Consider the following 22,384-nt stretch of genomic DNA (forward strand, 5'->3'; position numbering starts at 1 on the left):
TATCCCGAAAACCAATTCTATTTTTTTGGTCCATTTGAACCATGCCAAAAGATCTAACTAGAAATCAAATTCTAACTCAATTTGATTATATAGCTTGACAGGAGCGTACTCTATCTTATAATATTATGTGATGTATATGGGCGAAACTGTTGTGTCACCCTCACGATAATCATCACCGACTAGGCAGCGGCTGAAAACCTGAGTCGGAGCTGACCGAATTATCGGAAAGCATAGGATGATTTCGACGCAATGACACCCCACAATCTAACGATAATTTTGATTGAGAAGGAGTCAATATAACATGGCACGTTACACAGGTCCTAAATTTAAATTGAGCCGTCGTCTTGGAATTTCCTTGAGCGGTACTGGTAAAGAATTGAAGCGCGCGTATCCTCCAGGACAACATGGTCCAGGACAACGCAAAAAATTGAGCGGCTACGGTGTTCAATTGCAAGAAAAACAAAAATTGCGCCACATGTACGGTTTGGGCGAGAAGCAATTCCGCACACTGTTCAACCGCGCATCCAAATTGCCAGGTATCGCTGGTGAGAACTTCATGTTCTTGCTCGAAAGCCGCTTGGACAACTTGGTATACCGTCTTGGCTTTTCCAACTCCCGTGCAGGTGCTCGCCAATTGGTAGCTCACGGTCACGTGACTGTAAACGGCAAGAAAGTAGACATCGCGTCTTACCTCGTATCTCCTGGTGATGTAATCGGCTTGCGCGAAAGAAGCCGTAACTTGAAAGTGATCAAGGAAGCTCTTGAAGGCCGTCATCACTTGGCAGGATACATGGAGTTCAACGAAGCTGCTATGGAAGGTAAATTCGTACGTTTGCCTGAGCGCGGCGAGTTGTCCCAAGACATCGATGAAAAGCAAATCGTCGAGTTCTACAGCCGATAAGATTCGCTCTATCGCATAGAAGCGACACCACAATCGCCTTCCCTAGCGGGAGGCGATTTTTTTATTTTTCCTGCTATATTATCATCAGGAAATGCGATAACGGACGCTCTTTTTCCTCTCACTTTTATGGTATAATGGAAAGCGCTGCAATTACTAAGGAGGAAATAATGCATGGTTGAGGAGAAAGTGACGGAAAGCGGCAAAAGACCAGCACGCAAGAGGTCGATTGGCCGTACGATATGGTCCGTTATGAAGTGGCTCATGCTGTTCGGCCTGCTATGCGGCTTATTTGCTGGTGGCGCTGGTCTCGGTTATGTAACGTCCTTAGTCAAGGACGAACCGGTTCGCCCACGAGAAATGATTCAGCAGAAGATTCAGGAGAATGCCATAACCGGATTCGCTTTTTTTAATGACGGCAATCCGATCGGACAGCTTCGAACCGAAGAGGATCGTCGTCCCGTCTCATTAAAAGATATCCCCCAATCCGTCATTGATGCCCTTGTTGCGATTGAAGACAATCGATTCTATGAGCATATGGGCGTTGATATTCGCGGACTGTCTCGGGCTGTTGTACAGAAAGTAATGAATCAATCTGTGCAGACAGGCGGCAGTACGCTTACTCAGCAATTGGCAAGACGTGTATTTTTGAATTTGGATCGTACCGACAGTCGTAAAGCGAAGGAAATACTGCTCTCCATGCGTATGGAGCGTGTATTGTCCAAAGATGAAATTATTGTTGCATACTTGAATAAGGTTCCTTTCGGCAACGGTTCAACAGGCTACAACTTATACGGAATTAAAGCAGCAGCAAAAGGTATTTTTAATATTGATAATCTGAGCAAGTTGAACATCGCCCAATCAGCGTATCTTGCAGGCCTTCCACAGCTTCCATCCGCTTACTCGGCCTTTACCGGTAAAGGTGAAGTCAATGAAAAAGGGATTGCACGCGCAATTGAACGGCAGAAGCTTGTTCTCAAGCGAATGCTTGAAGAAAATAAAATTACGATGCAGCAATATAATGAAGCGCTGGCGTTTGATATTCGCAAATCAATTGCCCAGCCTCGGGAGAAGGCATACGCTACATATCCATATCTGATGATGGAAACAGAACGTGCCGCAGCAGAAGTACTCGTACTTCAGCAGAATCCTGGACTTACGAAGGCAGACTTGCGCAAGCGCGAGAACAACGAAATGCTGCAGTCGGCACGCGAGCAGCTGCTTCGCGGCGGTTATCTCGTGTATACCACCATTGATAAGAAAATATATGATGCAATGAAGCGAGTCTCTGCTAATCCTGATAACTTCTCCCCTGACAGCAAGACGAAGGGTGTTGAACAGGTAGCATCGCTGATGGTCGACCATAGAACAGGTGCCATTCTTGGCATGATCGAAGGTCGCGACTTCAAGATCGAGCAGATGAACTTCGCCACGCAGATGCTGAAGCAGCCTGGCTCGACAATGAAGCCGCTCGCAGCTTACTTGCCGGCACTGGATCAAGGGTTAATTCAACCCGCATCCATATTGGACGATGCTCCAATTGTACTCAAGGATGGCTCCAAGGGTTACCATATTCCAGGCAACGCCAACGGACGCTATCAAGGTCTTGTTACTGCTCGGAGCGCATTAAGTCAATCGCTCAACTTGCCGGCGCTCAAGATCTATATTGAGAAGCTCGGTGTGAAGAAGGCACTGGACTTCGTACAGAAGCTCGGCATCACGACCATTCAGCCTGAAGATTATTACGCGCAGACTGGCGTCATCGGCGGCTTGCGGTATGGAGTAACGGTTGAAGAAATTACGAACGCGTTCGGAGCAATTGCCAATCAGGGCGTATTCAACGATGCGTACTTAATTAGCAAGATTGTAGATTCCAATGGCAATATCGTGTATCAACACAAGGAAGATCCGCAAGCAGTTGTCTCGAAGCAAAGCGCATACCTGATGACTGATATGATGAAATCCGTCATTACGGATTCCAGAGGTACCGGGCGCCGCGTGAGAGGCGAATTTGATCTCTACGGGAAAGTTGAGGTTGCGGCCAAGACCGGATCAACCCAGAACTATGCGGATACGTGGTTCATCGGCTCGACACCAGATGTCACGATGGGTGTATGGGTCGGTTACGACAAGCCGATTCATGTACTGAACCGCGACGCTCGTTCACGCTCAACAGAGATCTGGTCGAAGGTGATGAATGAGGTGAACAAGGCCAAGCCTAATTTGCTCCACACGAAGGAGTTCACACGCCCTGACGGTATCGTGAGCATGACTGTGTCTGGTTATAGCGGCAAGCTTCCGAATGAGTTAACGAGACTCGGCGGCAAATTCGTCACGGACATTTTTAACCGTAAATATGTGCCGAAAACCGAGGAAGACGCGCTTGTTCACATGAAGTACATCACCTATGACGGCGTCAACTATATTCCACAGGACAGCACTCCTGCCGATATGATCGGTGAGAAAGTAGTGCTGAAACGCGAGAAGCCGATTCAAGTGCTCGTGGAGGAATTGAAGAAAGCGCTGGGGCATCTCTCATCCAGCAGCAATCGACGCTCTTTTTCGGATTACTTGCCAGAAGATGCTAACAACGACGCGCCTGCGAAGGTCGATCCGCGCAAGGATGACGGCAAGGCACCTTCTGCACCACGGAGCGTTCGAATCGCTGCCTTGAAGAGCGATGCCGTTCGCATCACCTTCTCGCGCAATCCAGAATCCGATGTTGTAGGATACCGTCTGTATCGATCAATGGGCGGCGGCGCTTACCAACAACAGAGCGGAACCGTTCTGACCGGAGAAGAGACGAGTTTCACTGGCTATGTATCAGGTAACAAGCAGTACAGCTTCTATGTAACAGCTGTCGACGTGGGCGGTCATGAATCGATCCCATCGGAGATTGTACAGTGGGGCTCTAATGGTTCAGGAGCTGGCACAGAGGTAACGCCTACGCCGGGTTCCAATGATCCAACAGAATCAGGGAGCAGCAATTCAGGTAGAGAGGAGAGCAGTCATGAAGTCGACAACGGCAGCGAACAGGAACCGCAACGGGCTGCTGCTCAAGTACCTGATGCACCAAATGGACTGAAGACGGCACTAACGGACATGGGCGTGCGTCTCTCTTGGAAGGCTGCGTCCAACAATCCAAGTGAATATTATATCTATTATAGTGCGAGCCAGAACGGCTCTTACGAACGCATCGGCTCGTCAACGTCAACGGACTTTGAGTTGATTACCTTGACACCAGGCGGATGGTATTACGTGACTGCTACAAATAGTGCAGGAGAATCTACTTCCTCTCCTGCCGTCCAGGTCAATAACTGAGCAATTTATACAGAAGGGGGTGTCCCAAAAGTCTAAAAAGACTTGGGACGCCCCCCTTTTTTCATTCTGTATGTTCTTGTCATCGCTGCAAGCAAAATCACATTTCATATACTTACATTTTTCCGTTGAACAAGCCGTTCCAAATGCATTGTAAGAAATCCGATTTCTTCGGGTGGAACCGTCTTCTCCAGCCCTTCTGCAATCCAACCTGCTAATAACACAGCCTTCTCGTAGGCTTCTTCATATTCTTCACGAATCTGAACGAGAAGCGGATTATTTAGTGTCTTCCCTGCCCGTACCCGATCTATGAGTCCCTTCAGATGTCCGATGAACAGGACTGTAGAAAGTGATTCGTCAAAGTCTATCCCAAAATTCTTTCCTTCCTCCAGTACCCTCGATATCATCTTCAATTCTGCAACTGACTTATTGCCCTTACCGCCCCTTCGTGCACCGTGGAAATGCATAGCCAAAAAGGCAACCTCATCTTGAGGCAAGTTCACTTTCAGCTGATCATTCAAATAGTCAATCGCTCGTTCTGCCACTCGGTATTCATCTCGATACAAGTGCTGAATTTCGAACATAAACGGGTTGCTGATGACAAGCCCGCGCTTGCAGCGTTCAATCGCTAAATTAATATGATCAACGAGTGCAGAGTGAATCGTCTCCGAGAAATCCCCTTCTAAATGCCCCTGAGCGAAAGCGATGACCTCTTCGACCACACCAATAATCTTGAAATCAACCGCATGCAGAATATGCTCGTAATGCTCCAGCACATCCGTTGTGTGCAGCAAAAATTCCTGTTTAATATCAGCTGCATCTACCTCCATCCCAGGCTTTTTTTGAAAGCCTATCCCTTTGCCAAAGGCAATGGAGTTCTTCCCATTGGATAGTTTGGCCATTACCACATTATGCGACAGGACATGAACAATCTTTCGTTCAATCATCCGCTCTCCCCTTCCAAGAATCGAACTGCCCAGCTGATGGATAACTGAGAATGTGCCCGCTAACCGTTAATAAATGCCGATACACTTAATCTTCGCTCAATCTTCTCCCGCAACAGCTCCGAATCCGTCCCCATCACAATATGAATGTGACCCTTGGCTACACGCATCATACCATATGCACCAAGACACATAATTCCTACTTCATCTACCTTGGATTCATCTTCAAGCTGCAGCCGTAGTCGAGTAATGCACGCATCAACAGAGCGAATATTCCCCATTCCTCCTATATAGCCAAGCAACCGTTCCAATAGAGCATCTGCATCATCTTGCGTTCTAGCAGTCGGGCTCGGGCTTGTTGCCCCGCTCGCCCGATCCTCCTCTCGGCCAGGTGCGTGGACATGAAACATCCGGATGGCGATAGTCGCAGTCGCATAATACAATCCAAAATAGAGGACGCCAAGCAGCAGTAAGAGCAAAGTATCCTTTACGCTCGTCCACGATATGAACATATCGATAAAGCCCGCTGAAAATCCAAACCCTGCTCGTATGGCCATGAGATCTGCAAGCATGAGCGCTAAACCAGTGTACAACGCATGTATCCCGTAGAGGACAGGCGCCGTCAGCATAAGCGTGAATTCAAGCGGTTCCGTAATTCCGGTCAGGAAGCTTGTCAGTGAAGCTGTTAGCATAATCGAAGCGATACGCTTGCGTTCCTGCAATTGAGATGAGCGGACGATTGCAAGTGCGTAAGCCGGCAATCCAAACATCATAACAGGGAAAAAACCTGCCATAAAGGTTCCCGCCGTCGGATCGCCAGCATGGAACCGCCACAAATCCCCTCGTACTATCGCCCCTGCATCTGTTACATATTCTCCAATTTGAAACCATGCAATATTGTTCAGTATATGATGCAATCCTGTAGGTATGAGCAATCGGTTCAACAAGCCATACAAGCCCGCTCCCCAGCCCTTCGCGGTCATGATACTGGTACCTGTATCACGGATGGCCTCTTGAATCGCGGGCCAAATAAGACCAGCTCCAACTCCTACAATGACCATAACCAGTGAAGAGATGATCGGAATGAAGCGCTTGCCTCCGAAGAAGCCGAGTGCTGCCGGCAGCCGAATGCCATGATAGCGCTTATACAATATTGCTACAATTGCGCCGCACAGCATCCCGCCAAGCACTCCGGTATCGAGGGCAATTTCATTCTCGAAATGCTTCATGACATTGGTAAATACGAAGTATCCAACAGCAGCAGCCAAAGCGGCAACCCCTTGGCCTGAAGTTAATCCGATCGCTACCCCAACCGCAAAAAATAACGGCATATGATCAAAAATGGCGTTCCCGCCTAATTTACATACATTTGCTGCTGCGTCCACCCACGGAATACTGGATTTGATATCTCCAATCCGCACTAATATTGATGCTGCAGGAAGCACTGCAATGGGAATCATCAGCGATCGGCCAATTTGCTGCATATACGTCATCATTTTCATTCGCAACACCGCTCCCCTTACCTAGCTGCTAGGATGCTGCATTATTTTATCGCTCCGGCCATCATGCCGCTTGTAATCTGCTTCTGGAAGATCATATATAAAACCAGCACAGGGATGATTGAGAGCAACAATCCCGCGAATAACGGCCCCCATTCTGTCCGATACTGCATCTCTGCCTGCATGATTGCGATGCCGACAGGAATTGTATACTTCTCAGGATCGTTCACCAGCACTGTACCAATAATATATTCGTTCCAAATGTTCAACACGTTCATCATGCCGACAGAGATGAGTCCAGGCTTGGCAAGTGGAAGCATAATACGGAAGAAGACCCCATAATGCGAGCTTCCATCGATGGAAGCTGCCTCATCCAATTCCTTAGGCATTGAACGGAAAAATCCCACGAGTACAAATACACCAAAAGGCAAATTAGTCACCGTATAAACAAGAATCAGTCCAAGGAGAGAATTATCTAGATGCAGATTGGAAAGTAGAAAAAACAGCGGTATCAATCCAAGAATAAGAGGAATCATCATGCTGGACAAATATAGATTATACAGTGCCATGCTGCCGCGAAACGGAAATCTAGCGATAATATATGATGTCGTTGAAGAAAGCAGTAAAGCCAACACTGTGCTTACAACCGTAACAATTAACGAGTTCATGAAGTACGTTCCTAGGTGATAGTTGTTCCATACTGTTGTAAAATTAGCCCATTCAAACGGCCACTCCGGCAAGCTCCATGGCGCATTTAGCAGGAACTGCTGATTCGTCTTGAACGAGCCAAGGATGGACCACAGCAGCGGATAAATGACGAGTAACGTCCATATCCCTAGTAATGCATACATCAAAGCTCTAACCATCATATAAGAACGCTTACGAGGATATTGCTGCATGGATTCCATAGGCCGCCCTCTCCTTTTCCAGTCGAAATAGTTAAGCCATTTCAATTGCATCTCTGCGCAATAGCCGTTGAAGCGCCAACGTCGTAATGAGCGACAGAATTAGAATAAGTACGCCTATCGCAGAAGCATAGCCGAAATGGAATTGGCGGAATCCCATCTGATACAAGTACGAGCCCATGACCTGTGTCGCATTATCCGGGCCACCTTCGGTCATCATCCATACGATAACAAATGATCCATTTAACGTCGTCATCACAACCCATAAAATCGATACTTTAATTTGTTCCCACGTAAGCGGCATCGTAATGCGCCAGAACTGCTGCCATTCCTGAGCGCCATCGATGCTGGCCGCTTCATATAAATCCTTCGGAATGTTCAAGATTCCTGCGATAACTAGAATCATAACGAATCCTACACCCGCCCATATTGCTGGAGGAAGCAGCATCCACATCGCAAGATTTGGGTCTCCAAGCCATGGCGTCTGAACCTTATCCGCCGTGAACAATGACAAAAATGAATTCAAGAATCCGATGCTTGGGTTATATATATAATTCCATAACACTCCAATGACAACGACAGACAGAATATTCGGGATAAAGAACACCGAGCGGAAAAACCCGCTCCCACGGATCCGAAAGCGAGTCATCAGCACCGCGAATAAGACCCCCAGCCCAACAATGCCAACTACTTTCCAGAATACGAAGAAATAGTCATTCAGAATAGCCTTCCTGATAATCGGATCTTTCGCTAATTCGCGATAATTATCAATACCGATTAGGTTCTTCGTCTCCGATCCTCCCGACCAATCTGTGAAGCTGAAATATAGCCCGTGAAAAATCGGATATATCATAAATAAACAGAAAAATAACAACGTAGGTACGGTAAATACGAACATGAAGATCTGGCGCTTACGCTTCCATGAAAGGCCGACCCGTCCGCTCACATCCCCCTTAACAGGAGTCTTTTGTGCAGGCACCATCTTGTTCAACCAGCCCCCTCCTTATCGCTCTCCATTCATCAATTTGTCGATGCGGATTAGGATGCACACGTCTGTTCACGCATGCATCCCTCTCTTAACCGCTGTACACTTTACTTCCTTGCCTTCGCAGCAGCCTTCTCCATACGCTCCATCCATTCATCTGGAGTAATGCTGCCCATCATAAGCGCGAGTGTGGAGTCTGATCGCACCTTATCCACATCCGCATTCAATTCAATGTAAGGGGCGACAATGGTATTGTCTGAGCTATAAAATTTCATAGCTGTCTTGGACAGCCCACTCGCATTGGATTTTTCCAAATCCGCTTTCAAGTTGCCCAGTGCGCCTGTCTCTTCCGCCCATGTAATGGCGGATTGCTTCGTGAACAAAAATTCAAGAAAAGCTTTAGCGGCTGCTGGATTTTTCGCCTTCTTCGCTATGCCAACCGTAGCCGTAAATGGAATGGCTACAAATTTCCCGCCCGGCTTTTGAGTTATAGATGGAATGAAACCGAATTCAAAACCTTGCGGAACATCTTTCTTCATTTCATTTTCGAGCCAGAGTCCATTCGGGATAAACGCATTTTTATGTTGCAAGAATAGCATTTGCGAATCGATATGGTTAATTGGGGCTGAAGCAGGATCAATAAGACCTGCATCACGCATTTGCACCATTTGCTCCAATGCCTTCTTCACAGGCTCGCTCTTGAATACGCCTTCCTTCAAAGCGAACATGTCCAGCAGAATCGAAGTATCGTTGTTGTTGTTCACGACGAATGCGGAATCCATCACACCACTTTGGAAATAGTATGGATACTTGCCTGTAAATATAAATGGTGCATTGACCTTGCCAGACTCCTTGATTTTCTTCGCTTCGCTCATAAAAGTGTCGAAATCCTTCGGTTCCGCCCAGCCATTGTCTGCAAAGAATTTCTTATCGTAGAAAATTCCCCAGGAACCGAAAACAAATGGAATCGTATACGTTTTGCCGCTGTAATCGATTGGCTTCAGCAGCAGTTCATCTGAAATCTTGTTGCCGTCTGCGTTCTTGGCCTCTTTAAAGTAATCAGTCAAATCCATCAGTTGATCATCTTGCACCATTTGGGTTGCATTTGAGCCCGCACCGTCAATGTAGACGAAGTCAGGAGGATTGCCTTGAATCCAGCGCGGCTTCATCTGATCATTGATTTTCGGGCCTGCTGACTCTTTCACATTTACATTTGGGTACTTCTTCTGAAACTCAGCGATAATCTTCTTCCAGCCCTGATCCCCATATCCGCCGACGAAATACTGAATTTCAAAATCACCGGACACCTCACCGCCAGATGAATCTGTCTTGCCAGCATCGCTGTTGTTGTTTTGTGCTTGTTCCGTTGTCTTTCCACTGCTTCCGTTATTCGATTCCCCATTCTTCTGACTGCCCGAGCTGCAACCTGCTGCCGTCATTAAGACAAGTGCACTAATGATAAGCAGCAGTAAGGATCTGCCCCACTTGTGATGCATTCCGTTCATGGATATACCCCTCTCCGTCAACATGGATTGAATTCGCGATAACGGTGCAACGACAAAAAAAGGCATACGTTAAGAAGGCAGTCACATAGCGACTGAACTTCCATAACGAATGCCCTTGCGGTAACATGTTATGTCCATTCTATTGTACTTGTCGTTTCGCGTTGCAGATTCGCTTCGCTATTGGGATAATATCCCACGATTATGGATTTGTCAACAAGATTTCAGGGATTAGTCCTCGATCGTTGATAAATCACCTGTTGGCAGGTTCAGTTCCCAAGCCTTAAGCACACGCCGCATAATCTTGCCTGAGCGTGTCTTCGGCAATTTATCCTTGAACTCAATCTCGCGAGGAGACGCATGTGCAGACAATCCTTCCTTAACGAACCGCGCTATATCCGCCTTCAATTCGTCTGACGGCGTATAGCCTTCCCGCAAAGAAATGAAAGCCTTTATAATCTCACCGCGCATTGGATCAGGCTTGCCGATAACACCTGCTTCAGCAACTGCCGGATGCTCTACCAGCTTGCTCTCTACCTCGAAAGGCCCAACGCGCTCACCTGAAGTATTAATGACATCGTCAATACGGCCTTGGAACCAGAAGTAGCCCTCATCATCCATATAGGCAGAATCACCTGACACATACCAACCAGTCAGACGGAAGTATTCCTCATACTTGGCAGGGTTGTTCCACACCTTGCGCATCATCGAAGGCCACGGCGTACGAATTGCCAAGTTCCCCATACGGAACGGAGGCAGCACGTTGCCTTGATCATCAATAATTGCGGCTTCTATACCTGGAACAGGGCGGCCCATGGAACCAGGCTTAATGGCCATTGCTGGGTAGTTGCAAATCAGCTGCCCGCCTGTCTCTGTCATCCACCAAGTATCATGAATCCGATGATTGTATACTTTCATTCCCCAGCGAACAACTTCTGGATTAAGTGGTTCACCGACGGACAAGACGTGGCGCAAGCTCGATAAATTAAAGTTCGCAATCACGTCATCTCCAGCACCCATCAACATGCGGAATGCAGTCGGAGCGCTGTACCATACCGATACCTTATATTTCTCAATCGTCGCATACCAGTCTTGTGGACTGAAGCGTCCGCCGCGAATAACGTTCGTAGCCCCATGCAGCCATGGTGCGAAAATTCCATACGAAGTCCCCGTTACCCAGCCCGGATCTGCCGTACACCAATATACGTCGTCTTCTTTTAAATCTAGTACAACATTGCCAGTATGATAATGTTGCAACATAGCATTGTGAACATGGAATACACCCTTCGGCTTCCCTGTCGAACCAGATGTATAGTGAATAAGGAGTCCATCCTCGCGCTGCAGCCATTCGATTTCAGCTTCCTCGGAAGCTGTAGACATTTCTGCATGAAAATCCACTATACCTTCTTCTTGTTCTACGCCCTCGCCAACAAGAACGATATTCTTCAATGCTGGCAGCTCGGAGCGAGGAACACGATGAACGAGCGATGGCGTCGTCACGATCGCAACCGCCCCGCTGTCGTCCAGACGATCCCGAACCGCTGTCTCCATAAATGCTTCGAACAGCGGACCTACTACCGCACCGACCTTCAATGCTCCCAGCAAGCTGACGTACAATTCAGGCGTACGCGGCATGAAGATGAAGATACGATCTCCCTTCTGAATGCCAAGCTTGCGCAGCACGTTCGCGAACTGATTCGTCTTGCGGCTCAAGTCTGCAAACGTATACGACTCATCACGCGCAGCATCGCTGTAATAGAGCGCTACCTTATCACCACGCCCGTTCGCAACATGCCGATCAATCGCTTCATAAGCCATATTCACTTTACCTGTCTCATACCATGAGAATTGCTTCTCTACGTCTTCCCATTTGAAATCGGCCGACCATTGTTCATAGTCACTCATGTTCGGATTGCTTGCTATAGCAGCAATAATTTCTCCCTGCACATTACCCATATTGTTCCATCCTCCTATGTCTTTCTCATTCTTTATTCATGCTTCACTATTCACGCCTAAGCGCAATAAATCGCTTTCATGAAGAACTGTACTAAAGGACGATGATGCAGTTCGTGGTGTCAAGGGAAAAAATCATGAACTTTAAGGCAAAATCATTATAGCATACGTTTTCTTTTTCGCCTATTCTTTTCCTTTTCAAATCAACCTTTTTTTGCTATAACGGAATGGAAGAGACGAAAGGAGCTGCTCGGTGTGGAACATCCGAAGAGATACTACGCTCATGTTATTCCTCATACGGAACGAGAACGAGTTGTCGTCGTCGAAGGCCCCGTACGTTCCGATATTCTTCGCACCTTGACTATGCACACCGATCTGAAGGCATTCCGCAGGCCAGCAGAACAGCAACAAGCACTTATCGAGATTGCGGATTTGCCGGAAGGACGCATTATTATTGCTAGGGAAGGCTCTACCATCGTCGGATATGTCACCTTCCATTACCCTGATGAACTAGAGCGCTGGTCAGATGGGGGAATGGATGATCTCATTGAGCTTGGCGCCATCGAGGTAGCCAAGGAATATCGCTCGCTGGGCCTTGGCAGAAGCATGGTATCGACGGCTTTTGAAGATGAACAGATGGAACGCTATATTGTATTTACGACTGAATATTATTGGCATTGGGATTTAGACGGCACCCGGATGAACGTATGGGACTATCGGAAGATGATGGAGAAATTGATGGAATCCGTAGGCATGATCTGGTATGCAACGGATGATCCTGAAATTTGTTCCCACCCTGCCAACTGCCTTATGGTCCGCATCGGCAAGGACGTCCCGTTAGCGTCAGAGGAGCAATTCGATCGCGTCCGATTCCGCCAGCGGTTCATGTACTAGTATTGTAGAGAGGGATGTTGGACATGTCAGGTAAGGCCCTATACTTCATGCATGAGGAAGCCCTCCGTTATCGATTTAATGCAGATCACCCATTCGATCAGCAGCGGCTTGCCATGACGCATGACCTGCTAGAGTACGCCGAAGCAATAGATGAAGGCGCTGTCATTCGCCTTCAGACGCAAGCCTCTGATACCGAACGCTGGCTGCCCCTCATTCATCGCGCTGACTATATCGACGCAGTGAAGCATCTCAGCGATCCAAACCCATCAACCGAATGGGTAGCCCGTGCTGCACAATACGGCCTGCATACCGAGGATACCCCTTACTTCACAGGGATGCATACAGCGGCATGTGCGATAGTTGCCGGCTCCATCGCTGCATGCGAGGCTGTCATGTCTGGAAAATCACAGCATGCCCTGCATTTAGGCGGCGGCCTTCATCATGCGTTCGGCGATAAGGGAGCGGGCTTCTGCGTCTATAATGATGCAGCTGTTGCAATTGCATGGCTGCAGCAAACGTACCAAGCACGTGTCCTCTATGTGGATACCGATGTCCATCACGGAGATGGCGTTCAATGGTGCTTCTATACGAACCCGGATGTGTTCACTTATTCCATCCACGAGACAGGGAAGTTTCTGTTCCCTGGTACCGGCTTCGTTCATGAACGTGGCGGCGGCGAAGGGTTCGGCGCGTGTGTCAATGTTCCTCTGGAGCCGTATACGGAGGATGAATCTTGGCTGGAATGCTTCACTGAAACCGTGCAAAGTGCGGCCGCGGCATTCAAGCCAGACATTATTATCAGCCAGCATGGCTGTGATGCTCATGCACTCGATCCACTATCTCATATGCATTGCAGTACCCGCATCTACAGTGAAATGCCGCGTATCATTCATCGGCTTGCTCATCAATACTGCGATGGCAAGTGGGTTGCCGTTGGCGGCGGCGGCTATGACATCTGGCGTGTCGTACCGCGGGCTTGGAGCATGCTGTGGCTGGAGATGAGTGAGCATCCACTGGCTCATTCGTTACAGAACCACCCCCAGCAGCCATTGCCGCAGCAGTGGTTAGCGAAGTGGTCGATGCAATCGCCTGTGCCTCTCCCGCATACCTGGCACGATGATGCCACAGAGTGGGCGCCAATGCCGAGGCGCAGCATTATCGAAGATCGTAATGCACGTGCCAAAGAGCTCGCACTTGAATATATCCGATAGAACGAGCAGCGGCGCAGGCAAGTCCGATGTATGGGACTGCTTGCGCCGCTCTATTTATCTGTTGGAGGCTATGATTTCGCAATTAGACCGTGAGTCCTTGCAGCATGCTGTCTACAATTTGATGGGAACGATGCGACGCTTCCACCGTGAATTCAGCAAAGTTCACATGAGCAGAGCCGTCTGCCTTATCCGACATTGAGCGGATAACGACGAACGGAATCTCATTAATGAAGCATGCTTGCGCTACTGCAGCCCCCTCCATCTCTGTGCAAGCCGATCCGGCGAACGTCTCATGCAGTTGACGCACTTTGTCCCGATCTGCAACAAATTGATCACCTGATAGCACGACACCTTTGCGATAACGGCCTGGAACAAGCTGTTCACACGCGCGTTCTGCCAGTTCAATAAGACCCGTATCCGCCATAAACTGCGAAGTCTCTTGAAATGGAATGATCCCTGGAGCAAAGCCTAACGCTGTGACATCCATATCGTGATGCATGCACGATGTCGAGATGACAATATCACCAATGTTCAGCTCTGGATGAACCGCACCTGCTACACCCGTGAATATCACCTTCGATACATGGAAGCGGTCAATGAGCACCTGCGTGTTGACAGCAGCATTCACCTTGCCGACTCCAGACTTGCAGATCACGATATGCTTGCCGTGAAGTGAGCCTTTGTAATAACGCAATCCCGCTACATCTACTTGCTCTACAGGCTGCGCTGCCTGAAGCAGCAATTCGATTTCCTCATCCATCGCCCCAATTATACCAATAACCGCTTCATGCGCATTTGTCATCGAGACCTACCTCCTGTATGTATATCATCTTCATAATCATACAAAAGGCCCCAATACATGGGGCCTTGCGTATATACCAACACGGTATCCTTATTGATTCACATGCACCAACCGATAGCCCTATACTTCACTTACAGACAAACGAAGTATTGTCTCATGCGGTAAAATAACACGTGAATGTTCTACATTTTCCTTCTTCATCAGCTTCGTCAGCAAGCGCATCGCAACCGCACCAATGTCATACATTGGCTGAGCTACTGTTGTCAATTGCGGACGAACCATAGACGCCATACGGATATTATCAACACTGATGACAGAGAAGTCATCTGGCACCTTCAAGCCAGCATCTTGAATGCAGTGGATTGCACCGATAGCCATCTCATCCGTTGCGGCAAAGATTGCCGTCGGACGCTTCTTCAAGCCGAGGAAGTACTTCATCGCCTCTACGCCGGACTCATAGCGGTAGTTGCCGATTCGAACCAAGTCCTCCTTGTATTCGATCCCCGCGCCTTCCAATGCACGCTTATATCCTTGGAAACGAGCAAACCCGTTCGCAGGATCTTGAAGCGTACCGCTGATCATCGCAATATCGCGATGTCCATGGCGAATAAGCGTATTTACGGCATCAAATGCTGCTGCCTCGTGATCGATATCAACCGATGGGATAATGCCATGCTCATCTGTAGTTGCACAGAGAACAATCGGCACCGAAGCGGTACGGAATGCTTGAACATGATCCTCCGTAACAACTCCGCCCATGAACAACAGTCCGTCCACCTGCTTCTCCAGCAGTGTATTAATAACCCGAATTTCTTTCTCCTTCTTCTTGTCCGCATTGCACAGGATGATATTGTAATGATACATATTGGCAATATCTTCAATACCGCGCGCTACTTCGGCAAAGATAGAATTCGAAATATCAGGAATGACAACCCCAACGGTTGTCGTCTTCTTACTCGCAAGTCCGCGTGCAACTGCATTCGGGCGATAACCTAAACGTTCAATCGCTTCGTATACCTTTTTACGCGTTTGCGGCTTCACGTTCGGGTTGTTATTGACAACCCGGGAAACGGTGGCCATCGAGACGCCCGCTTCTCTTGCTACATCATAAATAGTTACCGTCACGATCCTTCTCTCCAATTAACGATAAATTTGTTGCGACCATTGATATTATGTTAATGATACGCTATTTTCAGAAAATTCGCAATGTCACGAGCAAATCAGCTACCGTTTGTCATTATTTACCGTTTATTGCCCAAGGACGCTCTCCAGCTTGTCGTATCGTATCGCATGATGCGATTCATTCCATGCTGGCTCCCCATCCCGCAATACGATGACCTGAGGGGATTCGTGCTGAATGCCGAGCATATCCGCACACGCGAGCGAGACATCACGATTTTCCACAACCAGTATTCGGCCTATAGCAATCCCTTGCGGCTCGAAATCCTCAGCTACCTTCACCATCTCTTCATCCGCATGTGCGCTAATTGGACAGCGTGTGCTGTGCTTGAATAGAATAACTGTCTGCTCCTTCGACCGTTCAATTAGTGATTCCAATGCTTCCATCGTCGTAACTGCTTCCATCATATGCCTCCTATGCTTCGATATATATTCCCTGTCATGTATGAGAAGATCATTCATATTCAAAGCAATGATCTATGAAAATGCGCTTTAACTTATTTTAACCCGATATGACTCAAAACTAAAACCGGAAATCTGCTTTAATCTACATTGCAGCTCATCCATCCATAACGTGTCATTGCATGTTCGAGCAAATAAATACAAGTCAAGCAATTGATTGACACGCTCTGCAATGCGGCATTCCAATCGAGACAGCATATCATCGCTTTCTTCTTCATCCAGCAAGGATACGATGACACTGGCCAGCTCATTTTGCTCATCAAAGGACACATGCAGAGGAGCTTTCCCAAGTGCAAGTGGATTCTCAGCAATCATATCCATGCGGCTGTGTATGAGAGCGGCTACATCTTTTTTGACAAAAGCAAGCAGTTCCGAACGCCCACAACTCACACAAGTCACCACCGGAACGCGGTGGATATGAATTGTCCGCGCATGTACAACGGTACGAACGGTAATATCCATGTAATGATCACAAATGCATCTTGTATACATATCATTCACCCCTGAACATACAAGGTAGTCTTACCATATCTCTAGATGAACCTTATGACTTCTTGCTGCAAATTTGTGCAGTTTTCTGTATTTCGATTTTGGGTTATCCTAATATTCGACTACGCTCTACAATCTCCTTCCATGCGTGGATATGTATTTTTTTACACTTTTAACAGCGGACAGATTGTCATTTTTCATTTTTCAATGAGGAATATCACGTTTCCAAGACAAATCGTACATGCCCATGTATGCTTTTTGCAGGCAATATGGTTAAATAATAGGTGGACAACACGCGATATTCTGTTGTCTATGATCGTAGGTCATAATGGCAAAAGAGACAATGGACATTGTATGGGAAAAACCCCAATTATCTGAGAGAACTGCAAGAAATAGGAGAGGCTCCGTGAGAAGCTCTGCTATAACCATACGAAGGAGGGACAACATTCATGCGTTTAAGTGGCAAGCGAATTGTTGCATTTGTAGATGAAGAATTTGAAGATTTAGAATTGTGGTATCCGGTACACCGTGTGCGCGAAGAAGGCGCTGAAGTGCATCTGGTAGGTCTAGAGCGCGGCAAGACCTATATCGGCAAATATGGCGTTCCTGCAACCTCAGACTATGCTTATGCAGATATTGATGCAACTCAATATGATGGCGTACTCGTCCCTGGCGGGTGGGCACCGGATAAGATCCGTCGCTACGCCGACGCCCTTCGCATAGTGAAGGAAATGGATGCGGCCGGCAAACCTGTCGGACAAATCTGTCACGCTGGCTGGGTGCTTATCTCTGCAAAAATCTTGAACGGTCGCACAGTGACGTCAACACCGGGAATTCGCGACGACATGGAAAATGCAGGCGCCACATGGCTTGACGAAGAAGTTGTTGTAGACGGCAACCTCGTATCTGCACGAAGACCGCCTGACTTGCCTGCCTACGGCAAAGCTTTCTGCGACAAGCTTGCAGAGAAGTAAATGGATATCCCGCTTCATGCGAAAAAGGCATGCCTTAGTTTCGGTACTAAGGCATGCCTTTTTGTATATGGTATTTCTCCTTGAAAGGATCTCCTATTAACGCTGTTCAAGCACCATCTCAATCTCTTCTTTCGTTCCGGACTCGAACACACTATCTGCAATACGCTTGCACTGCTCCACCGTCGAACGGCGAACTGCCGCCTTCACGCGTGGAATGGAGCGTGAGGACATACTTAGTTTATTCACGCCAAGTGCAAGCCAAATCGGAACCGCCCGCGGATCCCCTGCCATTTCACCGCATACACCGACCATAATGCCTGCCTGCTTCGCCGCCTGAACCGTATAACGAATCAAGCGCAGCACCGCTGGATGGAAAGGATCATACATATGTGCAATCTGCTCGTTCATCCGATCCACGGCTAGTGTATACTGAACCAAGTCATTCGTTCCGATACTGAAGAAGTCAACTTCCTTCGCCAGCTGATCGGCAATCATCGCAGCGGCAGGAACCTCAATCATAATGCCTACCGGCAGCCCTTCATTGAATGGAAGTCCTTCTTCCCGCAGCTCTGCCTTGGCCTGTTCCAATATGGACTTAGCCGCTTGCACCTCATTCACCGATGTAATCATCGGGAACATGACCATAATCGGGCCATGTGCGCTTGCCCGCAAGATTGCCCGCAGCTGCGTCTTGAACAGATCCTGCCGATCGAGACAAATGCGAATCGCCCGATACCCAAGGAATGGATTATCCTCTTCCGGCAGATTCAAATAATCCATTGGTTTGTCTCCGCCTACATCCAATGTGCGGATAATCACCGAATTATCCTTACAATGCTCTGCCGCCTCCAGATAAACCGTAAACTGCTCCGCTTCTGAAGGCGGATATGAACGATCCATGTACATGAACTCGGTACGGAAGAGACCAACCCCCTCCGCTCCATTCTGATCGGCAATATTCAGCTCACGTGTGGAGCTGATATTCGCCCCCAGCTGAACAACGAAGTCATCGAGTGTGACAGCTGGCAGGGATACAATCTTCTGCAGCTCGTCTGCTTCCTGTACATAGGCATCACGCCGCGCTTCATAGCAAGTGATCACATCTTGCAGCGGAGCAATATGTACGATGCCATATTCCCCATCGACAATGACGGTATCCCCGGTCTGAATCGGCTTCGCAACTTTCCCTTCCAGTCCAAGCACAAGCGGAATGCCCAGCGCTCTAGCCATAATGGCCGAATGCGAGGTTTTCCCGCCTTGAAGCATCACAATGCCAAGCACATTCTTCGGATTTAAATGAACCAACTGTGACGGAGACAGCTCCTTCGCAACAAGAATATACGGCTGTGTGTCCGTCGGAAGTGTAATTTCCGGTGCACCCAGCAAATGCTTGAGCAGTCGGTTGCCGACATCCTTGATATCCAACGCCCGCTCCTTCATATATTCATCATCGAGCAGATCGAACATCGTTACGAAATGATCGATCGCTTCCTTGACCGCAACCTCGGCAGCTTTATACTGCCGCTGAATGATCCCTTGAATCTCATTCATGAAGATCGGATCTTCCAGAATGGCCAGGTGCGCATCAAAGATGCTGGATTCTTCACTGCCAACCATTTCTTTAATTTCACTCTTAATAAATTCTATCTCATGCTTCGAGGAGCGGATTCCGTCATACAATCGTTCGAATTCACGCGCTAAGTCGGCTGGATCCATCTTTTCCTCAGGAACATCCCACTCCCAAGTCGGCAATACGAATGCCTTGCCTATGGCAATGCCTGCGGATGCACCGATACCTTGGACTTTCTGTGTCATCGGCTTGCACCTCCAACCGCGTGTTCATGCATAATGACTGACATGACTGAAGTCTGTCCCTTCCGAACAGGCGCATATGGCGCTATACTCCACGAAGCGACAGTGTCTGAGTTCGTAATCACCATCGGTGTCGCGAGCGATTTACAGCGCTTCTTCACTTCCGGCAAATCGAATTTTATGAGCAGCTGTCCCGGTTTCACTTCATCACCTTCCTGTACTACTGCTTGAAAACCGGCGCCATTCAATGATGACGTCTCAATTCCAATATGTAACAACACTTCTAACCCTTCCGGCGTTTCAATGCCGATCGCATGCATCGTAGGGTAAATGTGGCGGATGCGTCCGCGCACAGGCGATACAAGCTCTCCCTTATCCGGATAAAAAGCTACGCCATGGCCAACGAGCTTCTTGGCAAATATCGTATCCGGCACTTCTTCGATTGGGATCATCCGCCCCTGTACGGGTGCTACGAACCAGATTTGGTTCGGATCACGCTGCAGGCGCTTCGCCATTTCGTCCTTAATCAGCTCCGAGTAGGTTCCAAATACGACTTGAATATGTCCGCCCCCAAGACGAATGACCCCTGCTGCACCGATAACACGAAGTGCGTGACGATCTACCAACTTATCGTTCTTAACCCTTAATCTCAATCTCGTAATACAAGCCTGCAGATCAATGATGTTATCTTTACCCCCAAGCGCCCGAATAATAAGCGGCACCCTCGGCAGCAAATCTCCTGCCATATCATCAAGCAATGAACCGTCAACTCTGCCTGGCGTCGGAATTTGGAATCGCTGAATGGCAAAGCGGAACACCACATAATAAATGAATCCGAATGCGATTCCAATCGGGATAATCCATAGCGCCTTCGTTGCTTGGTGGAAGTTAATCACATAATCAATCGCTCCTGCTGAGAAGGAGAAGCCGTGTCTTACACCAATCTCAGCGGTCAGCCACATCGCAGCTCCGGTTAACAGCGCATGGACAACGAATAGATACGGCGCTGCGAACAAAAAGGCAAACTCAATCGGCTCGGTAATCCCGGTCAACAATGATACACAGGCAGCCGTAAAGTAGGTTTTGCGCACCTTCGGGCGCAAGTCCTCTCGTGATTCATGCACGATGGCCAGTGCGACTGCCGGAAGTGCAAACATCATAATGGGATACATGCCTGCCATATAGATGCCAGCATTCGGATCTCCAGCGAAAAACCGCGGCAAATCTCCAGTGAAGGTCATTCCTTCACTATTCGTATAGGAGCCGATTTGGAACCAGTATACGTTATTAAGCAGATGATGCAATCCAAATGCCACTAACACCCGATGCAGAACCCCGTATAGAAATACCCCGAATCCTCCCATCGCAAGCAGCTCCTGGCCAAGAAACATGACCCCTTGCTGTAAAATCGGCGAGAACAGCTTCATCAGCCAGGAAAGCAGGATTGAAGCCATAATCGTAATCGCAATGACGAATCTCGGGCCGCCAAAAAACTGTAAATATTCTGGCATTTTTATGTTTTTGAACCGTTCATGCAAGAAGCCTGCCATTACCCCAAACAGGATGCCGTTGAGGATCGTTGGCTCGAATGTAGCTTGCCATTGGACGAGCAGCTGCCTGAAAATAAACATACCAAGCAGGGACGATAGTGCAGCTACACCGGCATTATTGGACAGTCCAAGTGCAACCCCGACTGCGAAAATATAAGGAAGAACAGCAAACACCGTCTTCCCTGTCAGTTCAAATAGTACCGCAGTATCCGTCAAACCTGCGCTGTGAAGCAAATTGCCGATTGCTATCGCAAGCGCGGCGGCGGGAAGTGCGATTAGCGGCTGCATGAGCGCACGCGACAATTGCTGCAATCGCCCTAATTGATTCAATGCACATCCTCCCTTCTACCAAGAATGGTAAGGGCATCACGCTTTGTTGTCAAAGCATTTTACAGCCGCGTCCCTCTCTCGTAGCCACTTCTATCTCCTATCACACGAAAAACCGGACACCTTCATCGCAGCAGCAACTAGGAATGCCCGGCTTTCGTCTTTACTCTTTATGTGGAAGCAGACTCACCCTTGCCATGCGGCAATAAAATCGAGTCCAGTACCTTAATGCACAAATCCATCACGACAGTCATTCCGTGCTCTTCTGCAATGGCAGCCGCCTCTTCACTAACGATCCCCTGCTGCAGCCAAATTGCCCCTGCCTTAACAGCCGCAGCTTCACGAGCAATATCCGCACAGTATTCACTGCGTCGGAACACATTAACAATGTCGATATGATCCGGTACATCACGCAGCGAAGCATAGCATTGTTCCCCAAGGATGCTCTCCGCCTTCGGATTGACCGGAATGATGCGATATCCCTTGCGCTGCATCGCCTCCGCCACCATATAGGACACGCGAGTCGGATCGTCTGACAGTCCGACGACTGCAATGTTTGTGCTGCTTCGCAGTAGCTCCTTGATCGCCTCTTGCGATGGATGCTGATAACTCATCGTAACAACTCCCTTCCACTGGACAGTATACTGCCGGTTTATCAAGCATTGTGTATCATACTTTAC

18 protein-coding genes are annotated in these 22,384 nt (G+C 48.3%); 5 read left to right on the forward strand and 13 right to left on the reverse strand.

Features of this window, described 5'->3' with window-relative positions; all coding sequences use genetic code 11:
- Positions 1-301 precede the first annotated feature (301 nt).
- A complete protein-coding gene (rpsD, locus tag PBN151_RS10040; protein WP_021256682.1) occupies positions 302-901 on the forward strand; it encodes a 30S ribosomal protein S4 in 600 nt (199 codons plus the stop codon).
- Positions 902-1,072: 171 nt separating this feature from the next.
- Complete coding sequence (locus PBN151_RS10045; protein ID WP_072728836.1) at positions 1,073-4,219, forward strand: penicillin-binding protein 1A; 3,147 nt, start codon at positions 1,073-1,075, stop codon at positions 4,217-4,219.
- A gap of 104 nt (positions 4,220-4,323) precedes the next feature.
- Here PBN151_RS10045 and PBN151_RS10050 read toward each other — a convergent pair whose 3' ends face one another.
- From PBN151_RS10050 to acsA, 6 genes are all read right to left on the reverse strand, one after another.
- On the reverse strand, positions 4,324-5,163 hold the full coding sequence (locus tag PBN151_RS10050; RefSeq protein ID WP_072728837.1) for a PRD domain-containing protein: 840 nt from the start codon (positions 5,161-5,163) through the stop codon (positions 4,324-4,326).
- A gap of 59 nt (positions 5,164-5,222) precedes the next feature.
- Entirely contained in the window at positions 5,223-6,662 is a 1,440-nt protein-coding gene (locus tag PBN151_RS10055; protein ID WP_072728838.1) for a PTS transporter subunit EIIC, read from the reverse strand.
- Positions 6,663-6,703: 41 nt separating this feature from the next.
- Positions 6,704-7,558, reverse strand: a complete 855-nt coding sequence (locus PBN151_RS10060) for a carbohydrate ABC transporter permease (protein ID WP_072728988.1) — start codon at positions 7,556-7,558, stop codon at positions 6,704-6,706.
- A 40-nt stretch (positions 7,559-7,598) separates the two neighbouring features.
- Entirely contained in the window at positions 7,599-8,546 is a 948-nt protein-coding gene (locus tag PBN151_RS10065; RefSeq protein WP_175560686.1) for a carbohydrate ABC transporter permease, read from the reverse strand.
- A 110-nt stretch (positions 8,547-8,656) separates the two neighbouring features.
- Positions 8,657-10,054: an extracellular solute-binding protein gene (locus tag PBN151_RS10070; protein ID WP_083189027.1), complete on the reverse strand. Its 1,398-nt coding sequence runs from the start codon at positions 10,052-10,054 to the stop codon at positions 8,657-8,659.
- Between the two features lie 228 nt (positions 10,055-10,282).
- The gene (acsA, locus tag PBN151_RS10075) at positions 10,283-12,007 is read right to left on the reverse strand and encodes an acetate--CoA ligase (protein WP_072728839.1); all 1,725 of its coding nucleotides are present in this window, start codon (positions 12,005-12,007) and stop codon (positions 10,283-10,285) included.
- Positions 12,008-12,259: 252 nt separating this feature from the next.
- Here acsA and PBN151_RS10080 point away from each other — a divergent pair, with 252 nt between their 5' ends.
- Both PBN151_RS10080 and PBN151_RS10085 read left to right on the forward strand, forming a co-directional pair.
- Positions 12,260-12,898: a GNAT family N-acetyltransferase gene (locus PBN151_RS10080; protein ID WP_072728840.1), complete on the forward strand. Its 639-nt coding sequence runs from the start codon at positions 12,260-12,262 to the stop codon at positions 12,896-12,898.
- A gap of 23 nt (positions 12,899-12,921) precedes the next feature.
- Positions 12,922-14,109 carry an acetoin utilization protein AcuC gene (locus PBN151_RS10085; protein ID WP_065290259.1) on the forward strand — a complete coding sequence of 396 codons (1,188 nt, stop codon included), beginning with the start codon at positions 12,922-12,924 and terminating at the stop codon, positions 14,107-14,109.
- Between the two features lie 82 nt (positions 14,110-14,191).
- Here PBN151_RS10085 and PBN151_RS10090 read toward each other — a convergent pair whose 3' ends face one another.
- The 4 genes from PBN151_RS10090 to PBN151_RS10105 all read right to left on the reverse strand — a co-directional run bounded on the left by PBN151_RS10090 (position 14,192) and on the right by PBN151_RS10105 (position 17,044).
- Positions 14,192-14,911, reverse strand: coding sequence for a 5'-methylthioadenosine/adenosylhomocysteine nucleosidase (locus PBN151_RS10090; RefSeq protein WP_072728841.1), 720 nt, complete (start codon positions 14,909-14,911; stop codon positions 14,192-14,194).
- Positions 14,912-15,031: 120 nt separating this feature from the next.
- Entirely contained in the window at positions 15,032-16,036 is a 1,005-nt protein-coding gene (gene ccpA / locus PBN151_RS10095) for a catabolite control protein A (RefSeq protein ID WP_021256693.1), read from the reverse strand.
- Positions 16,037-16,159: 123 nt separating this feature from the next.
- Complete coding sequence (gene ytxJ, locus PBN151_RS10100) at positions 16,160-16,495, reverse strand: bacillithiol system redox-active protein YtxJ (RefSeq protein ID WP_028531252.1); 336 nt, start codon at positions 16,493-16,495, stop codon at positions 16,160-16,162.
- A gap of 87 nt (positions 16,496-16,582) precedes the next feature.
- Complete coding sequence (locus PBN151_RS10105; RefSeq protein WP_021256695.1) at positions 16,583-17,044, reverse strand: hypothetical protein; 462 nt, start codon at positions 17,042-17,044, stop codon at positions 16,583-16,585.
- A gap of 446 nt (positions 17,045-17,490) precedes the next feature.
- On the opposite strand from PBN151_RS10105, the gene PBN151_RS10110 reads away from it, so the two are divergent.
- Complete coding sequence (locus PBN151_RS10110; RefSeq protein WP_021256696.1) at positions 17,491-18,015, forward strand: type 1 glutamine amidotransferase domain-containing protein; 525 nt, start codon at positions 17,491-17,493, stop codon at positions 18,013-18,015.
- 96 nt (positions 18,016-18,111) lie between these two features.
- Here PBN151_RS10110 and ptsP read toward each other — a convergent pair whose 3' ends face one another.
- The 3 genes from ptsP to PBN151_RS10125 all read right to left on the reverse strand — a co-directional run bounded on the left by ptsP (position 18,112) and on the right by PBN151_RS10125 (position 22,318).
- A complete protein-coding gene (gene ptsP / locus PBN151_RS10115; protein ID WP_072728842.1) occupies positions 18,112-19,830 on the reverse strand; it encodes a phosphoenolpyruvate--protein phosphotransferase in 1,719 nt (572 codons plus the stop codon).
- A complete protein-coding gene (locus PBN151_RS10120; RefSeq protein ID WP_175400463.1) occupies positions 19,827-21,707 on the reverse strand; it encodes a glucose PTS transporter subunit IIA in 1,881 nt (626 codons plus the stop codon). Before PBN151_RS10120 ends, ptsP begins: the two co-directional genes overlap by 4 nt.
- A 167-nt stretch (positions 21,708-21,874) precedes the next feature.
- On the reverse strand, positions 21,875-22,318 hold the full coding sequence (locus PBN151_RS10125; protein WP_072728843.1) for a CoA-binding protein: 444 nt from the start codon (positions 22,316-22,318) through the stop codon (positions 21,875-21,877).
- Positions 22,319-22,384 lie beyond the last annotated feature (66 nt).

This window comes from Paenibacillus sp. NAIST15-1, from assembly GCF_001894745.1.
GTDB classification, from domain to species: domain Bacteria; phylum Bacillota; class Bacilli; order Paenibacillales; family Paenibacillaceae; genus Paenibacillus_B; species Paenibacillus_B suaedae.